This is a genomic window from Ruegeria sp. F11, assembly GCF_056533855.1.
On sequence record NZ_JBQFOW010000022.1, the window covers coordinates 14,400 to 40,251 of the forward strand.

A 25,852-nucleotide genomic window follows, 5' to 3' on the forward strand; every position below is an offset into this window, starting at 1 on the left:
GTTTTCAGCGAGGCAGTTTTCGTAAATTGGCAAGATCAATAGTAAGTTGGAAGGAAGCACTCCCCGCTTGCTCCAAGTTAGATCGTAAACGGTACATTGAAACTACCACAACTGCTTGTTTGGGGTTTAACTTTCCCAAGGGATGAATTGGAGTTGAAAGTGTTGCGCGACAAAGCGCGCAATACACAAGATCGATCTGTCTTTTGAGGCGTAAAGGCAATTGCGATGACCTGCCCCCCGAGGCTCCCTCATTCATAACGAGAGTCTGCGGGTTTGGTTTTCATATTCGTCGTCGTTGTTTTGGGCAAGCGCGCCGGGCGCGGAGCCCTCAAATTGCTCAAGCGTCCGGCGCGCCTCTGCGGGCGTTTGATTTCCGAGCGATGAGTGCGGCCTGACGTTGTTGTAGTCGTAACGCCAGAGCGCCAGTTTTCGGCGGGCATCGTCCAGGCTGTCGAACATCTCCTCGTTCATGAGCTCATCGCGCAGGCTGCCGTTGAATGACTCGATGAAGGCATTCTGTTGGGGCTTGCCCGGATCGATGTAATGCCAATCGACGCTATTGTCGTTTGCCCATTTCAGGATCGCGCGACTGGTGAACTCGGCCCCGTTGTCACTGACGATGCTGGCTGGCTTGCCATAGAGCCGGACCAGCGCATCCAGTTCCCGCGCAACCCGGGCACCCGAGATGCTGGTGTCGGCCATCAGGCACAGGTTCTCGCGGCAGCAGTCATCGTTCACCGCCAGGATGCGGAACCTGCGTGAGGCCCCGAACGTGTCGGACAGGAAGTCCAGCGACCAGCGCTCACCTGGCCGCAGAGCCTCTGGCATCGGCGTCCGCGATCCCCGCGCCCGTTTCCGGCCCCGTCGTCGCCTAACGCCCAGCTTCTCCTAAGTGTACAGGCGATAGAGCTTCTTGTGGTTCATGATCATCCCCTTGCGTTATCATCCCCTTGCGTTCCAGCATCAAACCAATCCGCCGATAGCCGAACCGGCGGCGTTTGGCAGCGACAGCCTTCATCTCCTTGCGTATCTCAGGATTGTCCCCCTCTCATCGAAACTGCGTTTCGACTGCCGAGGTAGGCGGGACGAGCGTTCACGCCGAACCGTCTTCGGATCGACACCGATAAGTCGGCAGGCCCGGCGTTGCGAGATGTCATGATCCCGCATCGCCCTGAGCGCTGCCTCTCGCCGCTCATTCGGCGTGGTCAGTTCTTTCCCAAAAGATCCTTCGGCACCACGTTGTCCAGCATGCGTCGGCCAGCAGCCGCTTGAGCTTGGCATTCTCGTCGTCCATCGCTCTCAGCTTCGCGACTTCAGACACCTCCATGCCGCCATGCTTCGATTTGTATTTGTAGAACGTGCCCTGGCGGCATTAGCTGCAGCCCGTAAATGCGGCGCGGATCTGATAATCGTTGGTGCCCATAAACCTGACTTTACAGATAGGCTCATCGGCCCCAACGCTGCACGCCTGGTTCGGCATGCGGATGTATCTGTCTTGGTCGTGCGCGTTTGGCTGCAGTCAGTTTGTTCTGACATTGGATGCTGTGCGCTCGGCGTTTTCATCTAGCTAATCTAATGTCTGCGTCGGTGAAGCTGCACTGCGGCGCCGACTAAGTCGATCAATGTCTGGAATGGGCCGTTGTTACAGCTCCCAATATCGATTTTGCGCACTTCGCGGCCATTCACACAAGCTTCAGCATCCGGCGTTTATGGCTCAAATCGGTGGTTCGGCACGAGGCTCAGGAACGACCGGATAGGGCCGATGGTGTTGAAAAAGTCCATTTTTGGCGAAAGTCAGTGGAAGAGCAGGCCATAGAACGACGCCACGAGATTTCGGCCAGGGTTTGGCCAAATCATCAGTGCGGCGCTCTATGTGGCGCTTAGGGGTTACAAAGCAGAACATGGCGTTGAAATATCAAGAACCGAAGAACTGCCAAGCGTCGAAAACTTAGACGGTCTTGGAGCCAAGTTGTCCCGTGAAGAGGTTGGTTTCGACGAGGTCATTGAGTATTGCTACAAACGCTGAATGGCCGAATTGGCGGATTACGCTTTGGAACCGTCTTTGCATAAGATATTGCTCAGAAAGAACGAGTGTTGGATCATTTGGACGAAGAGTAACTTGCTCTTAAGGGTGCGGGAATGACCGAACGAAGGAAGAAAACCGCCGTAGTGGTAATTCACGGTATCGGCGAGCAGATTCCGATGAGCACTCTGCGCGGCTTCGTCGAAGCGGTCTGGAGCACCGATCACAGCCTTTTCGAGGCCGACAGGCCCGACAGCACCACGGGCGGCGAGCGGGACGAAAACCCCACCTGGTCGAAACCCGATACCCGCACGCGCAGTTTCGAATTGCGCCGCATCACTACGGAACGCGCGAAGAACGGGCGGTCCTGCGATTTCTACGAGCTTTATTGGGCCGATCTTATGCAAGGCACGACATGGGAGCATGTGCGCGCGTGGATCGCCGAGCTTCTGTTCCGGGCGCCTTCGCGCGTCCCGCGGGCGCTATTTTCAGCCTGGATTCTTCTCTGGCTGATCTCGCTCGCCGCGCTCGCCTTCGTCGCATGGGGTTTCATGGCTAATCCCGGACCGGCTCCCTGCGCCGTTGGCTCGGTCTGCTGGAGCGAGATCCGGCCGGTGCTTCTTGGCCTCGGAGGGCTTGCCCTGACGGGGGTCGTGAATTTCCTGATGCTCCGCTACGTCGGGGATGCTGCGCGCTACGTCAGCGCTCGACCGGAAAATGTCGGTCGCCGGCAGGAGATCCGCGAGCGCGGTGTTGCGCTTCTGGAGGAGCTGATGGGCGTAGTGCCCCAGGGCGAGACATCGCCGGGTAAGCTCGACTATGACCGCATCGTCGTCGTGGGCCATTCGCTAGGCACGATCATCGGCTACGACATCCTGAAATTCGCCTTCGCCCGGCACAACAGAACCTTCCTGCAGGACCCAAAGGCCGAGCAGCCTGCGCGGGAAACGCTGGAGGCGATGGTCCGCGATGCGGTCGACGGCGCGGAGCCCCTCGACATGACCGCTTTCCGCGTCGCGCAGGCCGCCGCGCGCGCGGAACTCGAGGCGCTTGGAAGCCCGTGGATTGTCAGCGATTTCGTGACCCTCGGCGCGCCGCTCGCCCATGCGGAGGTGCTGCTCGTGAAAGACAAAGAGGATGTCGACGCGCAAAAGGCCGAGCGCATCCTGCCGACCTGCCCGCCGGTGCTGGAGCTCGACCGCACGACGAAACGGCTGCATTTCAGCTACTGGCCGGGGCGGCGACGCGACGAAAGCGATGACCGCGAGGCGCTCCTGACGCGCATCCCTCACCACGCGGCACATCTTGCCTATACGAGCTGGACGAACCTCTACTCGCCCTCTTCGGCGGTCTTCTGGGGCGACATCGTATCGGGGCCGGTGGCCGATATCTTCGGGATCGACGGCGAGAAGGGAACTGTCTCGGGGATCTCGGACGTCCCCGTCATGACCGGGGCCGCCGGGTCTCGCCCGTTTTTCACCCATACCCGATACTGGGACCTAGAGGGCCGCAGTGGCGACCGGGTCCCCGCGCACATCAAGGCCCTGCGCGCGGCGCTGGATCTGGGCCGGGTGTGAGGCGGGGCGGATGAAACGGCTAGAGCGCCCCCCTTTGCCGGACTGGTATCCCGAGTTCCGGGAAAAGGGAGAGCAACAACTCAGAAACATGATGAGCACGGTCGAGCGGCGTGGGGTTCAAGCGAGTTTCTTGAATACGCTCAGTCTCTTCACCAACACGGCCACCCGCCGGAAGATCTACAATGCGTTTCTTGACCAAACAGGCGCTTTTTGTTCGGTTTGCGAAAGCCCGTTGTTCTCGGTCGCCGCTGACCACCTCGATCACTACCGCCCGAACCAGTTTGCGGGCTCTAATCGCAAGGACCGCAGCCATCCGCGCCACTATTGGTGGCTGATTTACGAATGGGAAAACTTCCAGCTTCTCTGCCCGCTTTGCAACCGCTACAAGCGAAGTCTCTTTCCGGTTGCGGCGCGCAGGGCGCAAGAGGGCGCGACCGGCGACTCGCTGGCCTCGGAAAAGCCACTTATCCTCAATCCCTTCGACGACATTCCGGAAGAACACCTGACAATTGCACGGAACGGCCTTTTCGTGCCGCTCTCACGCAGGGGTAATGTGACGATCGAAGTTTATCAACTGAATCGAAAGGAACTTGCGGATCGTCGGGCCGGCTCCTGGCGCATTCTTAACGATGCAAACGACTTCGAAGACCGAGGACCAATCAGGGTCGAAACGGAAGCAGAGAAATCCGAGATCATCACGAGAGCCGAGCAAGGCCCTCTTAGAATCAGCGGCGCAACCAGGATCATTCTCAACCAGATGATCGAGGTCCGGAATTCCACTCCAACTCCGCCGCCGCTGACTGGGAACGTGGCGTCACTCCGCTTCGAGACACCACTGATCACACCGGAAGCCTTCGAGACCCGCTGGGTCAGTCGGGTACGGATGGAGGATTTCGGCCTTTTCTCGGACATCGAAATCGCGCTCCCCGAGCCAGTCTCGGACCGAGAGCCCTGGCTCGGCATCGTGGGCGAGAACGGCGTGGGCAAGTCAAGCTTCCTTAAGGCGATAACGCTCGCGCTGACCGACGAGGACACCGCGCGAAATCTCGTCCCCGACGCCCGCGAGATATTCAACCGCAACACCCGCCGCCGCAAGGGGCTCGTCGAGGTCGAGTTGTCCGACGGCACCATCCGACGGCTGGTGTTCGGCCGGAACACCATCACCTTCACCTTCGAAGGCCCCGAGATCCGCATGCCCGTCATTGCGCTCGGGGCAAGCCGCATCACGGGGCGCAAGCGCTCGGCGCATTCACTGCCGGAAGCAGGGGCCGTAGACAATCTCTTCGACCCGGTCCTGCCGCTCGTCGACGCAGAAGAGTGGCTTTGCGATACCGACTTCGTCTCGTCGCGGGATTTCGCGACCTTTGCCGACAATCTGAAATACCTCATCGGGCTTCCCGTCGGGACGGAGGTCAGCCGCCGCAAAGGCAAGATCCGTTTCCGCCGGGGCGACAGCCGCCAGAGCCTCGGCCAGATGTCCGACGGGTTCCGTTCGGTGATCGGACTCACAGCGCACATCATGAAGCACCTTGCGCCGGACACACCCATCATGTCCGAAGCCGAAGGCACGGTGCTGCTCGATGAGATAGAGCTTCATCTGCATCCGCGCTGGAAGATCCAGATCGTCTCGAAGCTGCGCGAGCTTTTCCCGAGGGTCCGCTTCATCGTGACCACCCACGACCCGCTCTGTCTCCGCGGGTTCGAGCGAAACGAGAGCTATCTTTTCCGCCTGAACGCCGAGGGCGACAATGTCGAGACCCTGCCGCTCGACATCCGCCCCGGGCTAGACGTGGACGATATCCTCACCGGCGGATGGTTCGGCTTGGGCACGACGTACGATGCGGATACCGACGAGATGATCAACACGCTGAGCGCGCTCAGTCTGAAGGAGGACACCCTGCGCGTCCGTGGCGAAGAGATGCCCGCCGCGGATAGAGACCGCATGGACGAGACGCGCCGGACACTGCGCGCGCGGTTGCCCGGCTTCTCGGGCAGCGACGCCGAGGTCGAGACACTGGCCGATGTCGCCCGGGGCAAAGTTGGGATCGGCGAGATCGAAAGCATCGACACCAACGCGCTTCAGGCGCGGCTTCGAGCTGCGTTCAACAAAGATGAGGCAGAGGAGTGATCCGCTATCCCGCCCGGCCGGACGACACGGCGTTCAGGGCCGACCAGTCGATCAACGACGCGCGGGCAGAAATCGACCGCATCTACACGGCGGCAACGCCGGGCTTCGCAGCTGACGAAGATCGCATCACGTTTCCTAAAAAAGTGCTCGGCAAGAGCAGCGATCACTGGACGCGCTATAAAGGTGCCTTCGCAGCGATCCAGCACGGGCGTTGCGGCTATTGCGAGATGCCCGCCGTCGGGACACAGAACGGCGATGTGGAGCATTACCGGCCAAAGGGGCGTTTGCGCATCCTCGATCCGGACAACCAGGGGGTCGAGAGGGAACACCTCGCCAATATCGAGGGGCGCAATTTCCTGCGCGAAATCGGGACCGCTTACTGGTGGGAGGCCTACGCGTGGGAAAACTACCTGCTCGCCTGCGAGATCTGCAACCAGCGCTGGAAGGCGGAGTACTTCCCGGTGGCGGGCGATCCGATGACGCGTCCCCGGCCCTCGAAGGGCAGCAACGAGGACTTGCTACTGTTGCACCCGTTCGGCCCAGACGATCCGGCAGATCACCTGTCCTACGACCTCGACGGAATGATCCACGGCCTCACACCGAAAGGAGTAGCGACGATCGAAACGGCGGGGCTCTGGCGCGCCTCGCTCGTCGACAAGCGGCGGCGCAAGCTTCACCAACTTGCACGGTTGATCAGCGAAATGGCATCTCCGGGCATCAGCCCGGCGCATCTTCGCAGCAACGCCCTTACGATATTTGAGAAGGGTTCTCTCGACTGGCCCGATTTCCCTGGTATGACCCGGATATTCTTCACCAAGACGCTCAACATGAGCTGGTCTGATCTGGAAGCGCTTGTGGAGCACGATAACGGGGCCGGTTAGCCAGTTCTGTGTGCTCGGCCAGTCACGAAATTCCCTCGCACAGCGAATGGTCTGTGTGGGTGGCTCCTGTAAGGGAGCAACATCATTGAGCAGAAAGTGTTTGCCCAATGATGCCTCTCGTATGAAAATGCTTCTAAAGGCGTGTAACCAGCGTCACGCTTTCAGAAGCCCGTGTAACAGCGGTATAGAGCCAATTCCTCGCATATTTATCGAAGATGTGACTTTCGTCCTCTATGATCACATGGCCCCACTGGCTGCCCTGGGCTTTGTGAACTGTCAACGCGTAGCCGTACTTAAACTGCTGGGAAATTTTTAGTTCCTTGTTCGCCAACTTTTTTTCGTCATCAGTAAAAAACTCCGGATGCACACGCACGCGGTAGTTTTCATGATCTAGGAAGTCGCATGATTTTAGTTCCAACGCCAAAGCCCCCGAAAACCGGGACTTCTTCGGCTCAGAGACGACCGTAAACATGCCTCCATTGACGATGCCAAGGCTATGGTCATTGTGCTGACACACAAGGCGGTCGCCAATCTCAGGCAGGTCACTGGTGCGTCCCAAGGCCCTGCGGATTTCTTCGTTGTAGTGGGAACGAGTGACGTTCCTACCGGCAAGGAGCTGGTCCGCATCCAATATCTCATCGATCTCAAGACTCCCGTCCGGGACCACACGGCTGTTGCAATAAGCACCGTATTTTAACGGTTTCCCTTCACGAATGTCTGTCGCCAGCCGTAAGACCGGGCTGTCCTTGGCCTGACGGTGGATTTCGGTCAGCATGGCGTCAGGTTTGGCGTTGGTGAAATAACCCTCGCCGGCCACCGGCGGCAGCTGCTCAGGATCACCAAGTGCGAGGATAGGAGTTCCGAATGACATAAGGTCACGCGCTAAGTTTACATCAACCATTGAGCACTCATCGAGCACTATCAAGTCTGCATCCGCTGCTGCACTATCCGGATCGAGGTGGAAACTGAATTTACCATCCGGTTCCTGCACAACCTTGTAGATCAGAGTGTGGATGGTGGAAGCACCTTCACAGCCGTTGCGCTGCATCATCATAGCCGCTTTGCCAGTGAAGGCCGCGTAAACAACCCCTCCATTCAAGCCGCTGGCCAGATGTCGTGCGATTGTCGTCTTGCCGGTGCCGGCGTATCCGAAGAGCCGGAAAATCTTATCTGTCTTGGCATCGTTTTTCAACCAGGAGCCAACGCAGTCAAGCGCCGCGAGCTGTTGGTCGGACATAGTGAAATTGATAGCATTCATGTGGTTAGGTCTTCTGCAGGTTTGGGGTTGAGAATTCCGGTCAACGGGCAAGGCTGGTGGACCGTTTCTTGGGGGTCTTAGGAGCTAACCAACCAAAGGATTGATGGTCGGCTCTACGTTCATAGGAAAGTGGGTGTAATGCCCCCCTTGTGTCAGATTAAACTTCAGGAGGGATGTTCCGGAGAAAGTACTTAAATAGGGGGGCATTACATACCCGGAGGGGTTTCTTGATCTCCGGAGGGTGTAACGCTCCCCTAATATTTAACTTCTTCTCTCTTACACTATTTCTGACTCAAGGGAGCCATTACACGGCAACCTCCAACTTCGGTGCAGCGTTGGTCTGAGATCTCGACGCACGCTGGCGGGCGCGATATTCGTTCACGCGCCTCCGGTTTGCCCGCCTATCGGCCTCGGCAATCGGATCAGCAAAGCCCGTTTCTGATAGGGTTTTTGAGATGACAGCCTCACGCGCCAATTCACATTCTCCACGTTGCGGACAGGACGAGCAAATAGGATTGTCAGACGTGACCACCCCGGGCACACCAAAACAGCTCTGATACAATTCTTCGCTTTGAGGCTTTTTGATCTCCGCAGACTTCAGAAAGCCGTTGGCTACGTCTACCCGTGCTTTGCGTTCAGCACTTTCGACGGCCTTTTCCCCAAGGAAGTTACAATCAACGACACGGAAATACTGGCGCTCGACCACGTACTTGGCAACAAACCCGTCCATTGAATATGCGCCGCGACTGACCAAATTGAGCATTTCTTTACGAAATTGACGCTGCGCCGGAAGGCCCTGGTGGGAAAAATATGCGTACTGGGGCATGTCCTTCATCCGGTTCAATTCCAGGCAATGGCGATCGTCCGTCCAGAACTCCACAATCTTGGTCAACCAGGCATCGTACGTTTTCTCGTTAGACCATAGCTGGTTAGGCTGCGGGGGATATTTGCGTTTGCGCGCCGCCGCGAACTTGAAAGCGAACTCCAAGTAGGCAGAATACGGCAATCCGATCCGATCGGCTTTCAGGCGTGCATTGTTGAGTTGGGTTAAGTCGGAGCTCCGTTTGAAATAGTTCAGCTTAAAACCGATCTTAATGTCGGATGCAGCGATCACATCGATATTCTCGCGATAGTAATTTTTGTATGCCTCGATATAATCACGATGGAACTGTTTCGTGGCATCCATGGGGGTCAGAAAACGATACTCCGGCCATTTGGTGGGCATCACTTCCGTTTCGAGTGCACGGTATTTCGTGGGTATCAGCTTCAGCATGCGGTGAAGCTTGTTCAACCTTAGTTTATGTTCATCCATTGTCATTTGACATATCTCGTTCGAGCCGGGACCGACCTTGAGATCGAATTCCCGGTCTTGTTTTTGTGCTTGAGTTGGCTGGGAAGTGGTTAGCGCCAGATCAGACGAGGTGGGTCTCTTCTGAACCTGCGTTCCAGCTTCCATCAGTCCAGTGACCAAGTTTCATGGCGGTGTCGCGCAACTTGCGATACCGGCGACGGGCCTGCTCGATCATCCGATAACCCTGGCGGTAATCCGGTGCCTCATAGTAACCTAAACGCAGACCTTCGATTTCGCGCATGAGATCACTGGCACGCTTATCGAGAAAGCGAACCTGATCGTCACGAGAAAGCTGGCGCAGTGCGGCAAGCGGAGGCAAAGGCGGAATCCGCGGAGGAACCAACGGGGTTTCGGTAACCGGTCCTGTTCCGTCGATGTTTGTGGGCGTTATATGAGTTAACTCCTGGTGCTCAAGCATCTGGAGCAACTCATTCGTCATACCCAGAAGGCAACTGACAAGCTCCGGTGCGTCCTTGTCGCCATTAAGCTCATCGGCCATAGTCTTCAGCAAGAAAAACACTGTGCCCTTGTCGACGAAATCGTGATTTTCTCCAGAGATGTTCTTGCTGAGATTGATGTTAGGTGCCGTCAGTTTGCCAACGTCTATTGTTCCGCCAAGGCGGTTGGGTGCGGCGTCCATACAGGATTCCTTTAAACTGTGGAGTTACATGGGCGATCCATTTTTGATCGCCTTCTTTCACTATAGCGCTGCGGCTTTCGACTTGCGTCTTTTTGCGAAATTTTTTTTATTGCCTCAATTCTGGGGCATATCCAAATGTCGAATTGGTGGCTTGGGACCCATTTGCAGAACAACTCTTAGGTCGCCTTCAGAGATCGACCATCTACTGAAACGAACAAAGACGATAGTTTGATCTTCGCGGGAAACGCGTACGTACAGATGATCGGGATGGAGATTAAATGTCGCGCTCTGACCCGGAACAAGGGACTGTTGGATGGCTAGGCTTACGCTTGGTAATTTGGACCATTCTAAAGTCGGTTACACGGTTACAATAAGCTTTATAACCCATTGCTTTACAATGATTTTTCGGGAGTTCGAGTCTCTCATCACCCACCATTCCTACCTGCCGACAAATCACAGTTTTTACTGAGCGCAACACCGTCGATTGCAACCGGTTGCAACGCTGGTGCGGTAGTGCATAATACCCCAGCTATGGAAACACCCTCGACCCTTCTGCCCGGTCCGCATCGGGGACACCAACGATGAGCGTGACATTGAAAGACGTCGCGGCGCTTGCGGGCGTTTCGCGCTCGGCTGTGTCGCGGACGTTTACCGAGGGCGCGTCGGTATCGGCCAAGACACGCAGCAAGGTGGAAAAAGCCGCGCGGGAGTTGGGGTATAGTCCGAATGCACTGGCCTCGTCGCTGACAACCGGGCGAACCAAGCTGATCGGGCTGATTTCGAACAACTTTCACAACCCGATTTTCCTTGAGGTGTTCGACCAGTTCACCCGTGCGTTGCAGGAACGGGGGCTGCGGCCTCTGATCGTCAACCTGACGGATGAGACCGAACCCGCCAATTCGGTGCGCATGCTGCGGCAGTACTCGGTCGATGCGGCCATCGTTGCCTCATCAACCCTGCCGCCCAGCTTTGCCAAGGCGTTTCACGATGCAGGTGTGCCGGTGGTGCATACCTTCGGGCGGTCGGCCACCTCGCCCGAGGTGCATGTGGTGGGGATCGACAACGTGGAATGCGGGCGCATGGCCGCGCGGGAACTGGTGGCGCGCGGGTATCGCCGTGTCGGATATCTGGGGGGACCGCAGGATGCGACCTCGGCATTGGACCGGCATCGTGGATTTATGGAGGAACTTGCGGATCATCCCGATGTTGAAGCCACGCATTGCTTCGCCGGGGCCTATTCGTTCGAGGCCGGGCGGGTCGAGATGCTGCGTCTGCTGCGTGACACTCCGGCAGAGGCCTATTTTTGCGGTGATGATATCCTGTCGATCGGCGCTTTATCTGCCCTGAAGGATCACGGCCTGACCCCCTGTCAGGACATTGGCATCATCGGCCTGAACGATATGGAGATGTCGCGCTGGGAAAGCGTCGATCTGACCACCATTCACCAGCCGATCAAGCAGATCATCACCTCATCCGTCGATCTGGTCGAGGAGATGTTGAAAGAGCCCCAGCGCTACCCCGAGGCCCGGATTTTCCCCTGCCGGGTGATCGAGCGGGGCACGTTACGACCCCGCCCCTGATTATCTGAACATCGGTGGGCGGGCGTCCTGCCACGCGCCATCGGCTTTGCCCGAAGCAACAGCCGCATGCACAGCTGCAATTGACCGGACCCCGTCCGCCGCGCCCGGCAGACCGTCGCGGAATTCTCCTTGGATCGCATCCGCCAGATCGCAGTAGATATTGGCCACTGCCAGCGGGAACCCCTCGGGGTGTGCGATGGCCACGCGGGACAGGCGCTGCACCTCGTCATGCAGGCCGCCTTCGCCTTTTTCGATGATCTGGGTGCGCCCGCCGACCGGCGTGTAGATCAACTGGTTTGGCTGTTCCGATGCCCAGAGCAACCCGCCCGTCTCGCCAAAGACCTGAATGTCGAACCCGTGCTGCCGCCCGATTGCGACCGAGGATGTCCACAGCCGCCCGACCGTTCCGCCTTCCATGCGGAAGCTGATCAGGGCGTCATCCTCCAACTCGCGGCTGGGGATGGTTGAGGCGAGGTCAGCGGACAGGGATTTGACCTCATCATCGCAGACAAAGCTGGCCATGTGTAAAGCGTGAATGCCGCAATCAGCGAACTGACCGGACACGCCCGCCATCGCGGGATCATAGCGCCAACGCACGCGAGGGTTGTCGGCATCGGTTGCATCCCCGTGGTGGCCATGACTGAAATTGGTCACCACCAGACGCACCTTGCCGATCTCGCCTGCGCGAACCATCGCGCGGGCCTGACGCACCATCGGATAGGCCGAATAGCAGTAGTTCACCGCGCAGATTTTGCCGGATTTTTCGGCGACGCGGACGATCTCTTCTCCCTCGTCTACCGTCATGGTCATCGGCTTTTCGCACAGCACGTTGAACCCGGCCTCGAGGAAGGCTTTCGAGATTTCAAAATGGGTCGCGTTGGGGGTGGCGATTGTCACCAGATCAATGCGGTCGGCGCGGTCTTTTTCACCGGTCAGCATCTCTTTCCAGTCGCCATAGGCGCGGTCAGCGGCGATGCCCAGCCGCTGGGCATATTCGCGGCCCTGCTCGGGCCGGTGATCCAGCGCGCCAGCGGAGAAGTCGAACAGCCCATCGGCCTGTGCGCCCAACCTGTGGGCGGGCCCGATCTGGCTGCCTTCACCCCCACCGATCATGCCCCATCTCAGCTTTGCCATGGTCTTTGTCTCTCACTCAAAATGTGCAGGTTTCGCGATCAGAAGTCGCTGATGTTTTTCCATTGCCGCTGGTCCGAGGATGCCAGCGCTGCCGCCACCACGCGATTAACCTCGTGCCCGTCGCGGAAGGTCGGCCAGATCGCATCGCCGGTATGAATTGCCTGCAGGAAATCCTTGGCCTCGATGATGATCTGATCCTGATAGCCGGTGCCGTGGCCGGGGCCCTGACAGAACGGCTCATAATCCGGGTGGGCGGGGCCGGTCAGGATCTTGGTGAACCCTCTGGTGGCTTCCGGCCCGTCATGGCGGTAGAACCACAGGGCATTCTGATCCTCCTGATCGAACCGGATCGCGCCTTTTGTACCCGAGATTTCATAGGCATAGCCCATCTTGCGCCCGGTTGCGATGCGACTGACGTAAATGTTCCCCATCGCACCGTTTCGAAACCGGCACATGATCTGGGCATGGTCATCATTGGTCACAGTGCCGCCGGGGCGGGTGTGGTGAACGGTTTCGACCTCGGCCATAACCTCGGCAATAGGTCCGATCAGGGCCAGCGCGCCGTTGATCATATGCGGTGCCAAATCCCCCATCGTGCCGTTCGGCATCCCGGTGGTGCGCCACGTGGCGGGGGCCTGCGGGTCGGCATAGAAATCTTCGGTATGTTCGCCGCGAAACCAGGTGATGTCGCCGATTTCACCGTCTTCAATCAGTTTGCGCGCATACTGGGTGGCAGGCGTTCGCACATAGTTGAACCCGACCATATTGGTCACTTGGGCCGTCTCGGCAGCGGCCACCATCGCCTGCCCGTCTTCCATCGACGATCCAAGCGGTTTTTCACACAGCACCGGTTTGCCCAAGGCAAGTGCTGCCTCGGCGATCCGGCGATGAGTGGACTGGGGTGAGGCGATCACGACGGCCTCGACCTTGGGGTCATTGACCAGCACCTGCCAGTCGTCGGTTGCGCGCTGAAATCCGTATGCGGCCCGGTAACGTTCGGCGCTTTCGGGGGTCGAAGCACAGATCACCTCAAGCCGGGGTCGCAATGCCGTGTTGAACACTGCGCCCACAGCCGCCATCGCGACCGAGTGCGCCTTGCCCATATAGCCGCCACCCACGATTCCAATTCCGATTTCAGGCATCTGTCACGGCTCCGAACATATCATTTGCAACCGGTTGCAAAATCAGTATCGTGTGAATCGATTCAACGCAAGGTCCAAACTTTGCCGATCCCACTTCGCCGGAGGACAAGACGTGAGCGCTTTGATGGACGGTATCAAAGGAAACCGGTTCGCCGTGTTCGGGCGCGCGGGCATGGACCTGTTCGCCGACCCGATCAACGTCAAAAGCGAGGATGCCGATACGTTCCACGCCGATCTGGGCGGGTCATCGGCCAATATCTGCGCCGGGCTGGTAAAGCTGGGTAGTCAGGCGTCGCTGATCACCTCGGTCTCGGACGATGCGGTGGGCCGGTTCTGCCTGAACCGGTTGCGCCACTACGGCGTCGATACATCCTATATCCGGGTTCTGGGCGGCGAATATCGCATGTCGCTCGCGTTCTACGAAAGCCGGATGGAAAACTTCCAGAACGTCATCTACCGCAACGGGGCCGTCGATTTTCAGGTCACCGAAGAGGATATGGACAGGGTAAATTACACCGCCTTCACAGCGGCCCTTTCAGCGGGAACGGTGTTCGCCTCGGAACCCTCGCGCAGCGCCACGTTCCGCGCTTTTGACAACGCCCGCAAGGCGGGGTTGCCGGTGATTTTCGACATCGATTATCGCCCCTATAGCTGGCCATCTGCCGAAGTGGCGGCGGACGTTCTGTCGCGCGCGGGCGAAGCCAGCGACCTGATCGTCGGCAATGATGAAGAATTCGGTTTCATGGCCGGGGGCCTCGACAAGGGCTTTGCCAAGGCTCAAGAATTGGCCCGAAAGCCGGGGCGCGTCGTCATCTACAAGATGGGCGAAAAAGGCGCTGTGACCCTGGCCGATGGGCAAGAGATCAGAACCGGAATCTACCCCGTGGATGCCATCAAACCGGTAGGCGCAGGCGACAGTTTCATGGCCGGGCTTCTGGCTTCGATCGCGGCGGGGCATGCGCTGACGGATGCGGTGATGCGCGGCTCAGCCTGCGCCTCGATCGTGGTGTCGAAACCCGGCTGTTCCCCCGCGATGCCAACGACCGCCGAACTGGACGCGTTTCTGGCGTCGCATCCCGGCCCGACGACATAGGAGAGACCCATGCATATCGCGCCCTATGACAATCAGAACAAACCCATCGTCGATGCCGACGATCCCACGGTGCCGCTGAACTACTTCAACATCGTCAAGCTGAAAAAGGGCGAGGCTTTTGAGTACCAAGTGCCGGGATACGAGACCTGCATCGTCCCCGCCACCGGCAGCGTCGATGTGGATGTCGAGGGCGTGCCCTTCGCCAAGCTGGGCAACCGGGGCGAGGATGTCTGGGATGGCGAACCCGAAGGGGTTTACGTACCCGTCGGAGCCAAAGCGCAGATGGTCTGCGTGTCAGACGAGACCGAGGTGTTCATCGCCGGGGCCAAATACGACAAAGTGCTGGACCCGTTCGATGTGCGCGAACATGATCTTGTGCAATATGGCAGCGACGACACCAAGACCCATCGCAAGATCAAGCATATCCTGGGCCAGAAACAGCACGACAAGGTGGGCCGCCTGCTGGTCAGCGAGCTGTTCACGGTTGGTCAGGGCGGCTGGTCGGGTTTCCCCAGCCACAAGCACGACACCAACCGCCTGCCGGATGAGACCCGGCATGACGAGACCTATAATTTCCGCTTCAAACCCAACTGGGGCTCGGGCCTGCAGATGCTGCAACGCGAAGACAATGAGCCGGGCGATGCCTATCACATCGTCGACGGCTCAACGATCTGCATCGACACCGGCTATCACCCCTGCTGCGTGCTGCCGGGGTACGAGATGTACTACTTCACCATCCTCGGCGGTTTGAGCCAGCGCTCGCTGGTGCAGTATTTCCAACCCACCCATGCCTATCAGATCGAGACCATTCCGGGCATCAAAGACATGATCGCCAAGTTCAAATGACCCTTGTTACGCTGAAAGACGTCCTGACCCCGGCCTATGAACATGGATACGCCGTGGGCGGTCTGGTCACACTGGGGTGGGAGGATATGCGCGCCTATGTGGCTGCAGCCGAGGCGGAAAACGCGCCCCTGATCCTGCAGGCTGGTCCAAGCTGTCGCGAGCACACGCCGCTGCCCGTTCTGGGCAAGATGTTCCGCCATCTGGCCGAGGGGGCCTCGGTCCCGGTCGTGGCGCATCTGGATCATGGGTATACGTTTGAGGAATGCAGGATTGCATTAGACAGCGGATTTACCTCGCTGATGTTCGACGGATCGCGAAAGCCCCTTCAGCAGAATATCGACGAAACCGCCGCGATTGCGGAAATGGCTCATGCGGCGGGGATTTCCTGCGAAGGTGAGATCGGTTTTGTCGGCTATTCCGGCGGCGAAGGGTCGAACGGCACCGATCCGTCCGAGGCTGCGCAGTTCGCGCGCGATAGCGGCGTGGACGCAATGGCAATCTCGGTCGGCAATGTCCATTTGCAACAGGACAAAGAAGGCGGTCTGGACGAGGCGCGCATCGCCGAGATCGACGCCCTGACCGATGTGCCGCTGGTGATCCATGGCGGCTCGGGCGTGCCGGTCGAGCAACGCAGCCGGTTGTCGCGTCAAACCTCGATCTGCAAGTTCAACATAGGCACCGAGCTGCGCATGGCCTTCGGCCACGCCCTGCGCGAGGCCGTGAACCGTGACCCCAACCGGTTCGACCGCGTGAGCATCCTGAAAGAAACGCAGGACCCGGTCGAGGCCGCTGCGCGCGTTGTGATCCGCGCTTTTGGGGCTCCGCTGCAGAGATAGCGCAGCTTAGATCGAGCCGCCCTCGACCATGAAGTTCCCGGCACTGCACATGGCGGCATCGTCCGAGGCCAGAAACACCACCATCCGCGCCACATAGACCGGATCAATCGGATCGGGCAGACATTGGCGGTCGACCTGCTTCGCCAGCGCCTCGGGCGTGACCCACAGGTCTTTCTGGCGCTCGGTCATGATCCAGCCGGGCACCACTGTGTTTACGCGGATACGGTGATCCCCCAACTCGCGCGCCATGGTGCGGGTCAGGCCATGCACGGCGGATTTGGCGGTGGCGTAGGCCGGGAAACCTGCGCCTGCCTCCCACCAGGAGTTCGAGCCGAGGTTGACGATGGCCCCGCTGCCGCGCTCGATCATCGCGGGTGCGACCGATTGGATGGCAAAGAACACATGACGGATATTCGTCGCCATACGCTCGTCCCAATAGTCTGGCGTGACCTCACGCCAGTCGTGACGGTCGTCATGCGCCGCATTATTGACCAGAACATGGGCTGCACCGAGTTGGCGCACCAACTCGCCCATCGCGCTACGCAGCGCTTCGATATCGCGCAGGTCGCATTGAGCGAACGCGTGCACCCCGTCCAGTTCCGCCAGCAACGCCTTCCCGGCGTCAGCGTTGATGTCCAGAAACCCAACCTTGGCCCCCTGCGCCGCGAAGGCGCGCACGGTTTCCGCGCCGATGCCACCGGCACCACCAGTTATGAAAACGGTCTTGCCGTTGAGGCTGGGATAGGTGGCAAAGCTTGGGGTCATGCATCACGCTCCATAATCCATTCGACCTCGGGGGCCGGAACGAACCGCCATTTCCGCAGAGGCCCGGCCATGACGTTCAGGTAATACATCTCAAATCCGTAGGGGGCCCCGCAAGGGTGATGACCGCGTGGGACCAGGACGACATCGCCGTCGGAGACAGCCATCGTCTCATCGAGTTGACCGTCGTCGGTGTAGACCCTTTGGATGCCAAACCCTTTGGCCGGGTTGAGGCGGTGGTAATAGGTTTCCTCAAGATACGTGATCCGGGGGAAATCGTCCTCGTCGTGGCGATGACTGGGATAGGATGACCAATGGCCGTTCGGGGTGAAGACCTCGGTCACCAGCAGGCTATCGGCGTAGTCCTCGTTCTCCATGGCGATATTGTTGATATACCGCGTGTTTACGCCTTTGCCGCGTTCGGTCAGGGTGATCCCGTCCGGTCCGATCCGCCGCGGAGGGTGGCCACCTTTACCCGGGGCCGAGCACACGGCGATCACGCAATCGGTTTCCGCCACCGCCTCCCAGTCCGACCCGTTCGGCAGGTACAGGCAATGCGGTGGCGTCTTTTCAAACACGTTCATCCGGTCGCCGAGCACGCCCCAATCCTGCCCCGCACCGGTGATCTGCGCCTTGCCTTCGATCATGACCAGAATGACCTCGCGCTCGCCCGTGATCTCGGCCACCCGGTCCCCGGCGCGCAGGTGGTATAGTCCGAACCCGACATAGCGCCACCCGGCGCTGGCAGGCGTGATGTCGTGGACCTTGCCATGGGTGCCGAAAGGTTTTCTGAGCAGGTCTGCCATTTTAGTCTCCTTGATCGCCTCAGGCGGCTTGCCGCGATTGCAGGGCCGAGAGCGCTTTTTCCAGGTCCGCCTCGGCCCACCCGTCGCGAACCGCGCGCCGCAGGATATCGGCCTGACTTTCCGGCGCGTTGCCACCTATCGGCGGGTCGGTGTCCAGATTGGTCGGGAAAGGATAGCCTTCAGCCGTTGCGGCGATGGCGGCATCCAGTTCCGACACCGTCATTTGGCCCCGTTTCTTCAACGCAACCAGCGCCGGGAAAACGGCTTGCGACATTGCACGGCGGTCCACAGCCTCCATGACGCGACCGAAGGCGGAGGAGATCTGCAGCAGGTTCGCCATGCGGTGAATATCTGCGCTGCTGTTTTCGCCTGCGGCGTGGAACAGGGCGGGGTTGAAGAAAACGGCGTCTCCCTTGGACAGAGGCAGTTGGATGCAGCTCTGTTCGAAATGATCCTGATGCGCCGGGTCGTGGAAGGCCAGATAGCCCGGCGGGTAGAGTTGCGAGAATGGTAGCAGCTTGGTCGGGCCGCTTTCCACCGGCATGTCGCAATGGGCCACCGCGCCCTGCAAGGTCAGCGAGGCCGTCACCAGATGCGCGTGGGCCGGATACAGCGCCGCGCCGTCGGCGCTTTGAAAGCCCAGATGATAATCGCGATGCGCCTGCTGGGCCTTGCCGCCGGGACGCACCTGATTGATCTGCGCGGTCATCTGGTAGTTCGGCCCCAGCCATGCCTCACAGGCCGCCGCGACTGCGGTGTTGGCGAAGTAGAGGGCAAACCCTTCCGGATCACGCAGGCACTGCTTTTGCAACGCATTCCAGACCCTATCATTCGCGCCCGAGGCCGCAAAGTGATCGCCCTCACCCGCGCCGCCCTGGCGTTCTTCGTCGATGATCTGGCGAAAGACCTCCGTCGCGCGGTCGATCACCGAGGTATCCTCGTAAGCGCCCCGCAGGACGATCACCCCGGCGGATTTGCCGAGCACCCATGCCCATTCCGCCAGCAATGCTGCCCGCTGGTCTGCCTGCGCCAGCATGGGCCGCAGCGCGATCGTGTCATAGACCGGGACGTTCTTTTCCACGAACGCCGCAAGCGGCACAGCCGACCCCGAAAGCGTTTGAGCGGTCAGTGCCCTGAACGCATCCAGATCACAGGACGCCCGGTCGAAGAAACCGACATATTCGGGGTCTTGGTCCGCCATTATGTGCATCCTTCTGGTGGCTTGGGCGTTTTTGGCTCAGGCCGTGATCTGCAGCCCTGCTTCGGTGCAAACCTCGACAATATGGTCATAGCCCATCTTGGAGTATTCATAGGGCGGTGCCTTGGCCGGGTCCTGCTCGGCTTCGACGACGATCCAGCCGTCGTAATCCATCGCTTTCAGCGCATTCGCCACCGACTGGAAATCGATGCAACCATCGCTTGGCACGGTGAACGCCCCGCCGACAACGGCATCGAGAAAGCTGTGATCCTTCTCGCGCGTTGCCTGCACGACATGGGGGCGAATATCTTTGAAATGCACGTGATGCACGCGGTCGCCCCAACGATCCAACGTCGCCATCACGTCCCCTCCGCCAAAGAGCAAATGGCCGGTGTCAAAGCACAAGTTCACCTCGGGGCCCGACCCATCCATCAGCCAGTTCACGTCATCCTCGCTTTCGATGATCGTGCCCATGTGGTGGTGGTAGGCCATAGGCATGCCTTGATCCCCCATCCATTTCGCCAGTTCCGTGATCTTGGCTGCGTAGGCCAGAACCTCGTCCTTTGTCAGCTTGGGGCGATGGTTCACCGGGGTGCCTATCTGGCCCTGCACGGTGTTGGAGCATTCGGCATAGACGATACACGGGCTGTTCAGCGCTACGAACTGTTCGACCTGCGCACGCACGGCCTCGCGTTCCGTTGCGAAATCGTTGACCAGCGAGGCGCCGGAACACCATCCCCCGCACAGCGCGATATCGTTCGCGTCCAGATAAGCGCGCAGCCCTTCGGTGTCGCCCGGCATCCGCTGGCCGCGTTCGACGCCGGTATAGCCGATCTCGCGCGCCTCTTTCAGCGCCTGCTCCATGGTGAAATCAGCCGTCAAGTCCGGCAGGTCGTCATTTTGCCAGGCGATCGGAGAGATCCCGATTTTCACGCTCATTTCGCGTTTCTCTCCTTGATCGCAACCTCATAGGCGGCGCGTTTTTCGTTTACTTCCGGTCGGATGCTGACCTCGGGCACCGCGACTTCCCACCATGTGCCGCCATATTCGGTCGAGGGGTAGGGATCGGTGTCGATGACCACAACGTATGGACCCTTGATGTCGGCCCGTTTGGCCAGCACGTCCTCCAGTTCGGCAATGGATGAGACCTTGACCGAGGTCGCGCCCATCGCCGCCGCATGGGCCGCGAAATCAATGGCCGATGGGTTTTCGTGCACGGCGTGGTCCAGCAGGTTGTTAAACTCGGCCCCGCCGGTGCCCATCTGCAGCCGGTTGATGCAGCCAAAGCCGCGATTGTCGGTGATGACGACGGTGAAGGACACGCACATCATGGCCGCCGTCGCAATTTCCGAGTTCGCCATCATATAGGTTCCGTCGCCGGTAAAGCAGATCACGTCGCGGTCGGGCTCGGCCATCTTGATGCCCATCGCACCGGCGATTTCGTACCCCATGCAGCTAAAGCCGTATTCCATGTGATAGGCGCCGGGGCGCGGCGCTTTCCAGAGCTTATGCAGCTCGCCCGGCATCGTCCCTGCCGCACACATCACGACCGTATCATTGTGCGAGGCACGCTGAACCGCGCCGACCACCTGCATGTCGGTGGGCAGGGCGTTGCCGTCGCCGGGGGCGTCCGTAAGCGTATCCACCTTGCCGAACCAATCGGATTTGAGCGTGTCAGACACCGGATCGGCCCGGTAACCCTGCAACCCTTCGCCCAACGCTTCCAGCCCCACCCGCGCATCCGCCTGCAACGGCATCGCGCCGTGTTTTTCGGCGTCATAGGCCGAAGTGTTCAGGCAGAACATCTCACGTTCCGGGTTCGAGAACAGACCCCAGCTTCCGGTGGTAAAATCCTGCAGACGGGTGCCGATCCCAAGAACCAGATCGGCCTCGGCGCAGACCGCATTGGCGGGCTCACCGCCGGTCACGCCCACGGGGCCGAGGTTCAGCGGATGATCCCAGGCCAGCGCCGACTTGCCGGCCTGTGTCTCGGTCACGGGGATGTTGTGGGTCTCGGCAAAGCTTTGCAGCGCATCGGTCGCGCCCGAGTAATGCACCCCGCCGCCGGCCACAATGACGGGCCGCTTGGCGGCCTTAATTGCGGCAACCGCGCGGGCCAGTTCGCCCGCGTCCGGGCGAATACGGCGCTGATACCAGACGCGCGGCTCGAAGAAGCTTTCCGGATAGTCATAGGCTTCGGCCTGCACATCCTGACAGAAGGCCAGCGTCACCGGCCCGCAATCGGCGGGGTCGGTCATGGTGCGGAAGGCGCGCGGCAATGCCGTCAGCAGATGTTCGGGCCGGGTGATGCGGTCGAAGTAACGGCTGACCGGGCGGAAACAGTCATTGGCGCTGACGGTGCCATCGCTGAAATCCTCGGTCTGTTGCAGAACCGGGTCAGGGCCACGCGTGGCGAAGACATCGCCGGGCAGCAGCAGAACCGGCAGACGGTTCACATGCGCCAACGCCGCCGCCGTGACCATATTGGTCGCGCCTGGCCCGATCGAGGATGTCACCGCCATCGCCCGCGTGCGCCGCATCTGCTTGGCATAGGCAATCGCGCAATGGGCCATCGTCTGCTCGTTATGGCCGCGATAGGTGGGCAGGCTGTCTTTTACCGCATGCAGCGCCTCACCCAGCCCGGCGACATTGCCATGGCCGAAAATGGCCCAGACACCGGCGATATAGGGCTCTCCGGCCTCGTTCATCTGCGCGCCCAGATAGCGTACCAGTGCCTGCGCCGCCGTCAGTCGGATTGTCTTGCTCATTCGTGTTTCCTTTCAACACAAGGCCCCTAGGGGCGATCCGTTGAATTCCAGTTTTGCCAATATGTATGACGGCTTGCGTCAGACCGTACCGCCCAGAGACCCTTCCAACTCGGCCATTTCCTGACCGCCTGCCATAAGGTCCTGCAGTTCTTCGGGCGTGATCTCTCCGCGTTTAGCCGTGCCCAGCGTCTGGCCGCGGTTGAGCACCGTGAACCGGTCGCCCACGGCCAGAGCGTGGCGCACATTGTGGCTGATGAACACCACGCCCACGCCCTGACTGCGCACCTTGTCGATGGTGGCCAGAACGTTCGCCGTCTGCCGCACCCCAAGGGCCGAGGTCGGTTCGTCCAGGATCAGGATCTTGGCCCCGAAATGCACCGCACGGGCAATGGCGACGGTCTGACGTTCGCCACCCGATAGGGTACCGACCGCCTGATCGGGGCCGCGCAGGTTTATGCCCATCTTGCGCATCTCTTCCATAGTGATCTCATCAGCCAGCTTCTTGTCGAAGAAGTTGATCCCGGCCACTTTGCGCGTCGGCTCATTCCCCATGAAGAAATTGCGGCTGACGCTCATCAGCGGGATCATCGCCAGATGCTGGTGCACCGTTGCGATCCCGGCGGCGATGGCGTCACGCGGGTCCTCGAAATGCATCGGTTTGTCTTCGAAGAAAATCTCACCAGCGGTTGGCTTATGCACCCCGGACATCGTCTTGATAAAGGTCGACTTACCCGCGCCATTGTCCCCCAACAGGCAGTGGCATTCACCGGGCTTCAGGTCAAAACTGACCCCCGCCAGCGCGATGACCGAGCCAAAATGTTTCTGGATATCGACCATGCGGATGATCGGCTTGTCGGCGGCTGCGTCGCCGTGGTGAAATTTGCTGTCTTCAGTCATCTCAGCGTTCTCCTGTGATGATGCGACGGATATAGGTGTTCAGGATCACGGCACCCAGTAGGATCACGCCCAAGAACACCCGGAACAGAGAGCTTTCAACCCCTGCAAAGAACAGTCCCTGCTGCACCACACCAAAGATCAGCGCGCCCAAAGCGGCGCCCAGAACCGAGCCGTACCCGCCGGTCAGCAGCGCGCCGCCGATAACCACGGCGATAATCGCCTCGAATTCTTTCAGCAGGCCCCGGTCGGCCCCGGCCGAGCCGAACTCCATCACCTGACAGGTCGCGAAAACCGTGGCGCAGAAGGCAGTGAACATGAACATCAGGATCTTGACCTTGTTCACCGGAACACCCGAGTTCCGGGCCGCTTCGGCGTCACCGCCCGCAGCGAAAATCCAGTTTCCGAACTTGGTCTTGGTCAAAAGAACATGACCGAAGATGATAATGGCAATGGCCCAGATGATCAGCATCGGGATGCCATCAACAACCGGCTGACCAGCCCGCGTGCCGCGTTCGAAGGTCTCTATAATGCCCGCATCGCCCAGCCACACGAACAGGCCTTTAAACACCTTGCCGCCGAAGACCGAGGCCAGCCAATCCCCTTCGGCCACATCCCGGATACCGCCGATGATGGTTTTGCGCTCAATCGTTTGCGGCAGGAAAATCGTAAAGCCGCGCAGGATGAACAGGAAGGCCAGCGTGACGATGAAACTGGGCAGGCCCGTGCGCACCACGATGAACCCGTTCAGCGCCCCGATGGCCACGCACAATACAAAGGTCACCATGATGGCCATCCAAACCGGCCAGCTCATGGTGACCGAGAAGATGGCGATCATCATGCCCGCAAAGCCGATCATCGAGCCGACCGATAGGTCGAACTCGCCAGCGATCATCAGAAGGCAAGCGCCCACGGCGATGATCATAAATTGTGCCGAGACGACCGACCAGTTCATCACGCCCTGCGCGGTGAACATGCCGCTGTCGAAAGCGAACAGCAGGAAGAACGTGAAAACGGCAACCGTGCCCACCATACCGCCCAATTCGGGCCGGATCAGGGCCCGACGCAGCGGTGATATCTGCTTGATCCGTTCGTCACTGGCAGCAGTGGTCTGCGCTGATTCAGCCATCATAGTCCTCCCACGCGGCGGTCTTGTGTCTTGAAACGTAAGGCCGGTACGGGCGCGCCTATGCCGCCCGTACCTTGAGTGAAGATCAGCGGTATTCGCCCGCGAACTCTTCGATTTTGCTCAGCCCGTCTGCGGTCACGAAACCGGGGCCCGAGTTGATGTTGTTGCCCGGCAGAACGCCATAGCGGTGGTAGTTGGCCATCACCACAACCGGCAGATAGGCCTGCAGGAAGGGTTGCTGGTCGATGCCCCACTGGATGGTGCCGTCCTTGATGGCTTTGACGATTTCACCACCCAGATCGAAGGTGCCGAAATAGATGTCACCGGCCATGCCGTTTTCCTGCAGCGCCAGAATCGTCGGATCGGCCGAGGTCGGGCCGAGCGTCAGAACCGCATCGGTGTCGGGATTGGCCGACAGATACGCCAGAACCCGGTTCTTGATCTCAGCCGGGTCCTGACCCGCGTCGATCATCTGCTCGCCCAGGTCAACGCCCAGACCGTCGGCAAAGCCCTGGCAACGCTCCTGACTGGACGGCTGCACGATATAGTGGTTCACGCAGAGGAACGATCCGATGCCGTCACCCTTTGCGCGCTGACCAGCGGCAAAACCTGCATCGTATTCGGGCTGACCGACATACATCAGCGCCCCGACCTCACGCGCTTTTTCAGGCGTGCCGGTGTTCATGATGATGACGTCGATGCCGGAATCCACAGCCGCTTTGATCGGGCCTTCCAGAATGTCCGGATCGGCCAGCGTGGTGATGATGCCGTTGGGACCCGAGGCCGCCGCCTGATCAATGATCCGCGCCATGTCGGCAAGGTCACCGGTGGGCGGGTTGCGGTATTCCACCTCGACACCCATCTGCTCGCCCGCAAGGGCGATGCCGTTCTTGATCGTGTTCCACCAGCTGTCGCTGTCCGGCGCGTGGCTGACCAGAATGTACTTCTCGCCTTCCGCCACAGCGCCAGTTGCGCTGCCAAGGGCGACGGCACTGGCCATCAGCACCCCTTTTACGAACGTTTTCATTTCCATTCCTCCCATTAGAACAGTCTGTCTTTTGGCCGGGGCCTCAGCCCCGATCATCCGGCACTGCCGAATCTCTGCGGCTCCGACCCTGTGCGGAGCTGGCTTCAGTTTGAAGAAATCTGCTCATTTTGCAACCGGTTTCAAAATTTCAGCCATCTGCACCGGCACACCCGACTGCGCCGAGCGTGTCGCGGCCTCGGCCATCGCAAGCGCTGCAACGCCGTCCTCCAGCGTTACCGGAACCGCCGTTTGGGACCGGACGCAGTCCACAAAGGCCGCCCATTCCGCTTTGTAAGCGGGCATGTAGCGTTCGAGGAAAAAATAGGTGGGCTTGGCCCCGACAATCCCGTCGGCCGTCGCCTTGATAATGTTGTTTTCAAGCACGTTTTGCGCCTGCAACAGCCCTTTTGAGCCCAGCAATTCAACCCGCTGATCATAGCCATAGGCCGCACGGCGCGAGTTCTTGATCACCGCGATCCGGCCATCCGCATAGGTCATGGTCGCCACCGCCGTATCCACGTCCCCGGCGGCACCGATTTCGGGATCGACGACCGAGGTTCCAACGGCCGAAACCGTCTCCGGCAGATCGCCCATCAGAAAGTTCGCCATATCAAAGTCGTGGATCATCATGTCCCGGAACAGACCGCCAGAGACTTTAACATAGCTCACCGGTGGCGGCGCGGGATCGAACGAGGTGATCGACAGCAACTCGGTCTTGCCGATCTCACCCGCATCTGCAGCGGTCTTGTTCGCCGAAAAACCGGGGTCGAACCGGCGGT

The 25,852-nt window shown here is 59.7% G+C and carries 21 protein-coding genes and 2 pseudogenes; 8 read left to right on the forward strand and 15 right to left on the reverse strand.

Annotated features, from left to right (window positions below):
* Window positions 1–252 precede the first annotated feature (252 nt).
* Window positions 253–1,360, reverse strand: a pseudogene (locus ACR0NJ_RS19970) (IS3 family transposase); the annotation flags it as partial.
* Window positions 1,361–1,372: 12 nt separating this feature from the next.
* Here ACR0NJ_RS19970 and ACR0NJ_RS19975 point away from each other — a divergent pair.
* The 4 genes and pseudogenes from ACR0NJ_RS19975 to ACR0NJ_RS19990 form a co-directional block, all read left to right on the forward strand.
* Window positions 1,373–1,567, forward strand: a pseudogene (locus tag ACR0NJ_RS19975) (universal stress protein); the annotation flags it as partial.
* Window positions 1,568–2,139: 572 nt separating this feature from the next.
* Window positions 2,140–3,600 (forward strand): hypothetical protein, encoded by a 1,461-nt coding sequence (locus ACR0NJ_RS19980; protein WP_480818846.1) that lies wholly within the window; start codon window positions 2,140–2,142, stop codon window positions 3,598–3,600.
* Between the two features lie 10 nt (window positions 3,601–3,610).
* On the forward strand, window positions 3,611–5,728 hold the full coding sequence (locus ACR0NJ_RS19985; RefSeq protein WP_480818847.1) for an AAA family ATPase: 2,118 nt from the start codon (window positions 3,611–3,613) through the stop codon (window positions 5,726–5,728).
* The gene (locus tag ACR0NJ_RS19990; RefSeq protein WP_480818848.1) at window positions 5,725–6,609 is read left to right on the forward strand and encodes a hypothetical protein; all 885 of its coding nucleotides are present in this window, start codon (window positions 5,725–5,727) and stop codon (window positions 6,607–6,609) included. The genes ACR0NJ_RS19985 and ACR0NJ_RS19990 overlap by 4 nt, the downstream gene beginning before the upstream one ends.
* Before the next feature lie 133 nt (window positions 6,610–6,742).
* Here the strand turns inward: ACR0NJ_RS19990 and ACR0NJ_RS19995 are convergent, their stop codons facing one another.
* The 3 genes from ACR0NJ_RS19995 to ACR0NJ_RS20005 all read right to left on the reverse strand — a co-directional run bounded on the left by ACR0NJ_RS19995 (window position 6,743) and on the right by ACR0NJ_RS20005 (window position 9,858).
* Complete coding sequence (locus ACR0NJ_RS19995) at window positions 6,743–7,867, reverse strand: ATP-dependent DNA helicase (protein WP_480818849.1); 1,125 nt, start codon at window positions 7,865–7,867, stop codon at window positions 6,743–6,745.
* 304 nt (window positions 7,868–8,171) lie between these two features.
* A complete protein-coding gene (locus tag ACR0NJ_RS20000; RefSeq protein WP_480818850.1) occupies window positions 8,172–9,323 on the reverse strand; it encodes a hypothetical protein in 1,152 nt (383 codons plus the stop codon).
* Entirely contained in the window at window positions 9,280–9,858 is a 579-nt protein-coding gene (locus ACR0NJ_RS20005; RefSeq protein ID WP_480818851.1) for a hypothetical protein, read from the reverse strand. The genes ACR0NJ_RS20000 and ACR0NJ_RS20005 overlap by 44 nt, the downstream gene beginning before the upstream one ends.
* A gap of 581 nt (window positions 9,859–10,439) precedes the next feature.
* Between ACR0NJ_RS20005 and ACR0NJ_RS20010 the strand changes: the two genes are divergently transcribed.
* A complete protein-coding gene (locus ACR0NJ_RS20010) occupies window positions 10,440–11,438 on the forward strand; it encodes a LacI family DNA-binding transcriptional regulator (RefSeq protein WP_480818852.1) in 999 nt (332 codons plus the stop codon).
* On the opposite strand, the gene ACR0NJ_RS20015 is transcribed toward ACR0NJ_RS20010, so the two are convergent.
* Both ACR0NJ_RS20015 and ACR0NJ_RS20020 read right to left on the reverse strand, forming a co-directional pair.
* Window positions 11,439–12,572, reverse strand: a complete 1,134-nt coding sequence (locus tag ACR0NJ_RS20015) for a Gfo/Idh/MocA family protein (RefSeq protein WP_480818853.1) — start codon at window positions 12,570–12,572, stop codon at window positions 11,439–11,441.
* Window positions 12,573–12,610: 38 nt separating this feature from the next.
* On the reverse strand, window positions 12,611–13,714 hold the full coding sequence (locus ACR0NJ_RS20020) for a Gfo/Idh/MocA family protein (RefSeq protein WP_480818854.1): 1,104 nt from the start codon (window positions 13,712–13,714) through the stop codon (window positions 12,611–12,613).
* 124 nt (window positions 13,715–13,838) lie between these two features.
* Here ACR0NJ_RS20020 and iolC point away from each other — a divergent pair, with 124 nt between their 5' ends.
* Genes iolC through ACR0NJ_RS20035 form a run of 3 tightly spaced genes read left to right on the forward strand, consistent with a single transcriptional unit; the run spans window position 13,839 to window position 16,489 of the window.
* Window positions 13,839–14,807 carry a 5-dehydro-2-deoxygluconokinase gene (iolC, locus tag ACR0NJ_RS20025; protein ID WP_480818866.1) on the forward strand — a complete coding sequence of 323 codons (969 nt, stop codon included), beginning with the start codon at window positions 13,839–13,841 and terminating at the stop codon, window positions 14,805–14,807.
* Between the two features lie 9 nt (window positions 14,808–14,816).
* A complete protein-coding gene (locus ACR0NJ_RS20030; protein WP_480818855.1) occupies window positions 14,817–15,653 on the forward strand; it encodes a 5-deoxy-glucuronate isomerase in 837 nt (278 codons plus the stop codon).
* Window positions 15,650–16,489, forward strand: coding sequence for a class II fructose-bisphosphate aldolase (locus ACR0NJ_RS20035; RefSeq protein WP_480818856.1), 840 nt, complete (start codon window positions 15,650–15,652; stop codon window positions 16,487–16,489). Before ACR0NJ_RS20030 ends, ACR0NJ_RS20035 begins: the two co-directional genes overlap by 4 nt.
* Before the next feature lie 6 nt (window positions 16,490–16,495).
* Here ACR0NJ_RS20035 and ACR0NJ_RS20040 read toward each other — a convergent pair whose 3' ends face one another.
* The 9 genes from ACR0NJ_RS20040 to ACR0NJ_RS20080 form a co-directional block, all read right to left on the reverse strand.
* Window positions 16,496–17,254, reverse strand: coding sequence for an SDR family NAD(P)-dependent oxidoreductase (locus ACR0NJ_RS20040; RefSeq protein WP_480818857.1), 759 nt, complete (start codon window positions 17,252–17,254; stop codon window positions 16,496–16,498).
* On the reverse strand, window positions 17,251–18,057 hold the full coding sequence (iolB, locus tag ACR0NJ_RS20045; protein ID WP_480818858.1) for a 5-deoxy-glucuronate isomerase: 807 nt from the start codon (window positions 18,055–18,057) through the stop codon (window positions 17,251–17,253). Before iolB ends, ACR0NJ_RS20040 begins: the two co-directional genes overlap by 4 nt.
* A 19-nt stretch (window positions 18,058–18,076) precedes the next feature.
* Window positions 18,077–19,258, reverse strand: coding sequence for a phytanoyl-CoA dioxygenase family protein (locus ACR0NJ_RS20050; RefSeq protein ID WP_480818859.1), 1,182 nt, complete (start codon window positions 19,256–19,258; stop codon window positions 18,077–18,079).
* A gap of 36 nt (window positions 19,259–19,294) precedes the next feature.
* The gene (iolE, locus tag ACR0NJ_RS20055; RefSeq protein ID WP_480818860.1) at window positions 19,295–20,194 is read right to left on the reverse strand and encodes a myo-inosose-2 dehydratase; all 900 of its coding nucleotides are present in this window, start codon (window positions 20,192–20,194) and stop codon (window positions 19,295–19,297) included.
* The gene (gene iolD, locus ACR0NJ_RS20060; protein ID WP_480818861.1) at window positions 20,191–22,023 is read right to left on the reverse strand and encodes a 3D-(3,5/4)-trihydroxycyclohexane-1,2-dione acylhydrolase (decyclizing); all 1,833 of its coding nucleotides are present in this window, start codon (window positions 22,021–22,023) and stop codon (window positions 20,191–20,193) included. Before iolD ends, iolE begins: the two co-directional genes overlap by 4 nt.
* A 78-nt stretch (window positions 22,024–22,101) precedes the next feature.
* Complete coding sequence (locus ACR0NJ_RS20065) at window positions 22,102–22,920, reverse strand: ATP-binding cassette domain-containing protein (protein WP_480818862.1); 819 nt, start codon at window positions 22,918–22,920, stop codon at window positions 22,102–22,104.
* A 1-nt stretch (window position 22,921) separates the two neighbouring features.
* Window positions 22,922–24,046 carry an ABC transporter permease gene (locus tag ACR0NJ_RS20070; RefSeq protein WP_480818863.1) on the reverse strand — a complete coding sequence of 375 codons (1,125 nt, stop codon included), beginning with the start codon at window positions 24,044–24,046 and terminating at the stop codon, window positions 22,922–22,924.
* An 85-nt stretch (window positions 24,047–24,131) separates the two neighbouring features.
* The gene (locus ACR0NJ_RS20075; RefSeq protein WP_480818864.1) at window positions 24,132–25,073 is read right to left on the reverse strand and encodes a sugar ABC transporter substrate-binding protein; all 942 of its coding nucleotides are present in this window, start codon (window positions 25,071–25,073) and stop codon (window positions 24,132–24,134) included.
* Window positions 25,074–25,196: 123 nt separating this feature from the next.
* Window positions 25,197–25,852: Gfo/Idh/MocA family oxidoreductase (locus tag ACR0NJ_RS20080; protein WP_480818865.1), on the reverse strand; the 656-nt coding region annotated here is incomplete at its 5' end.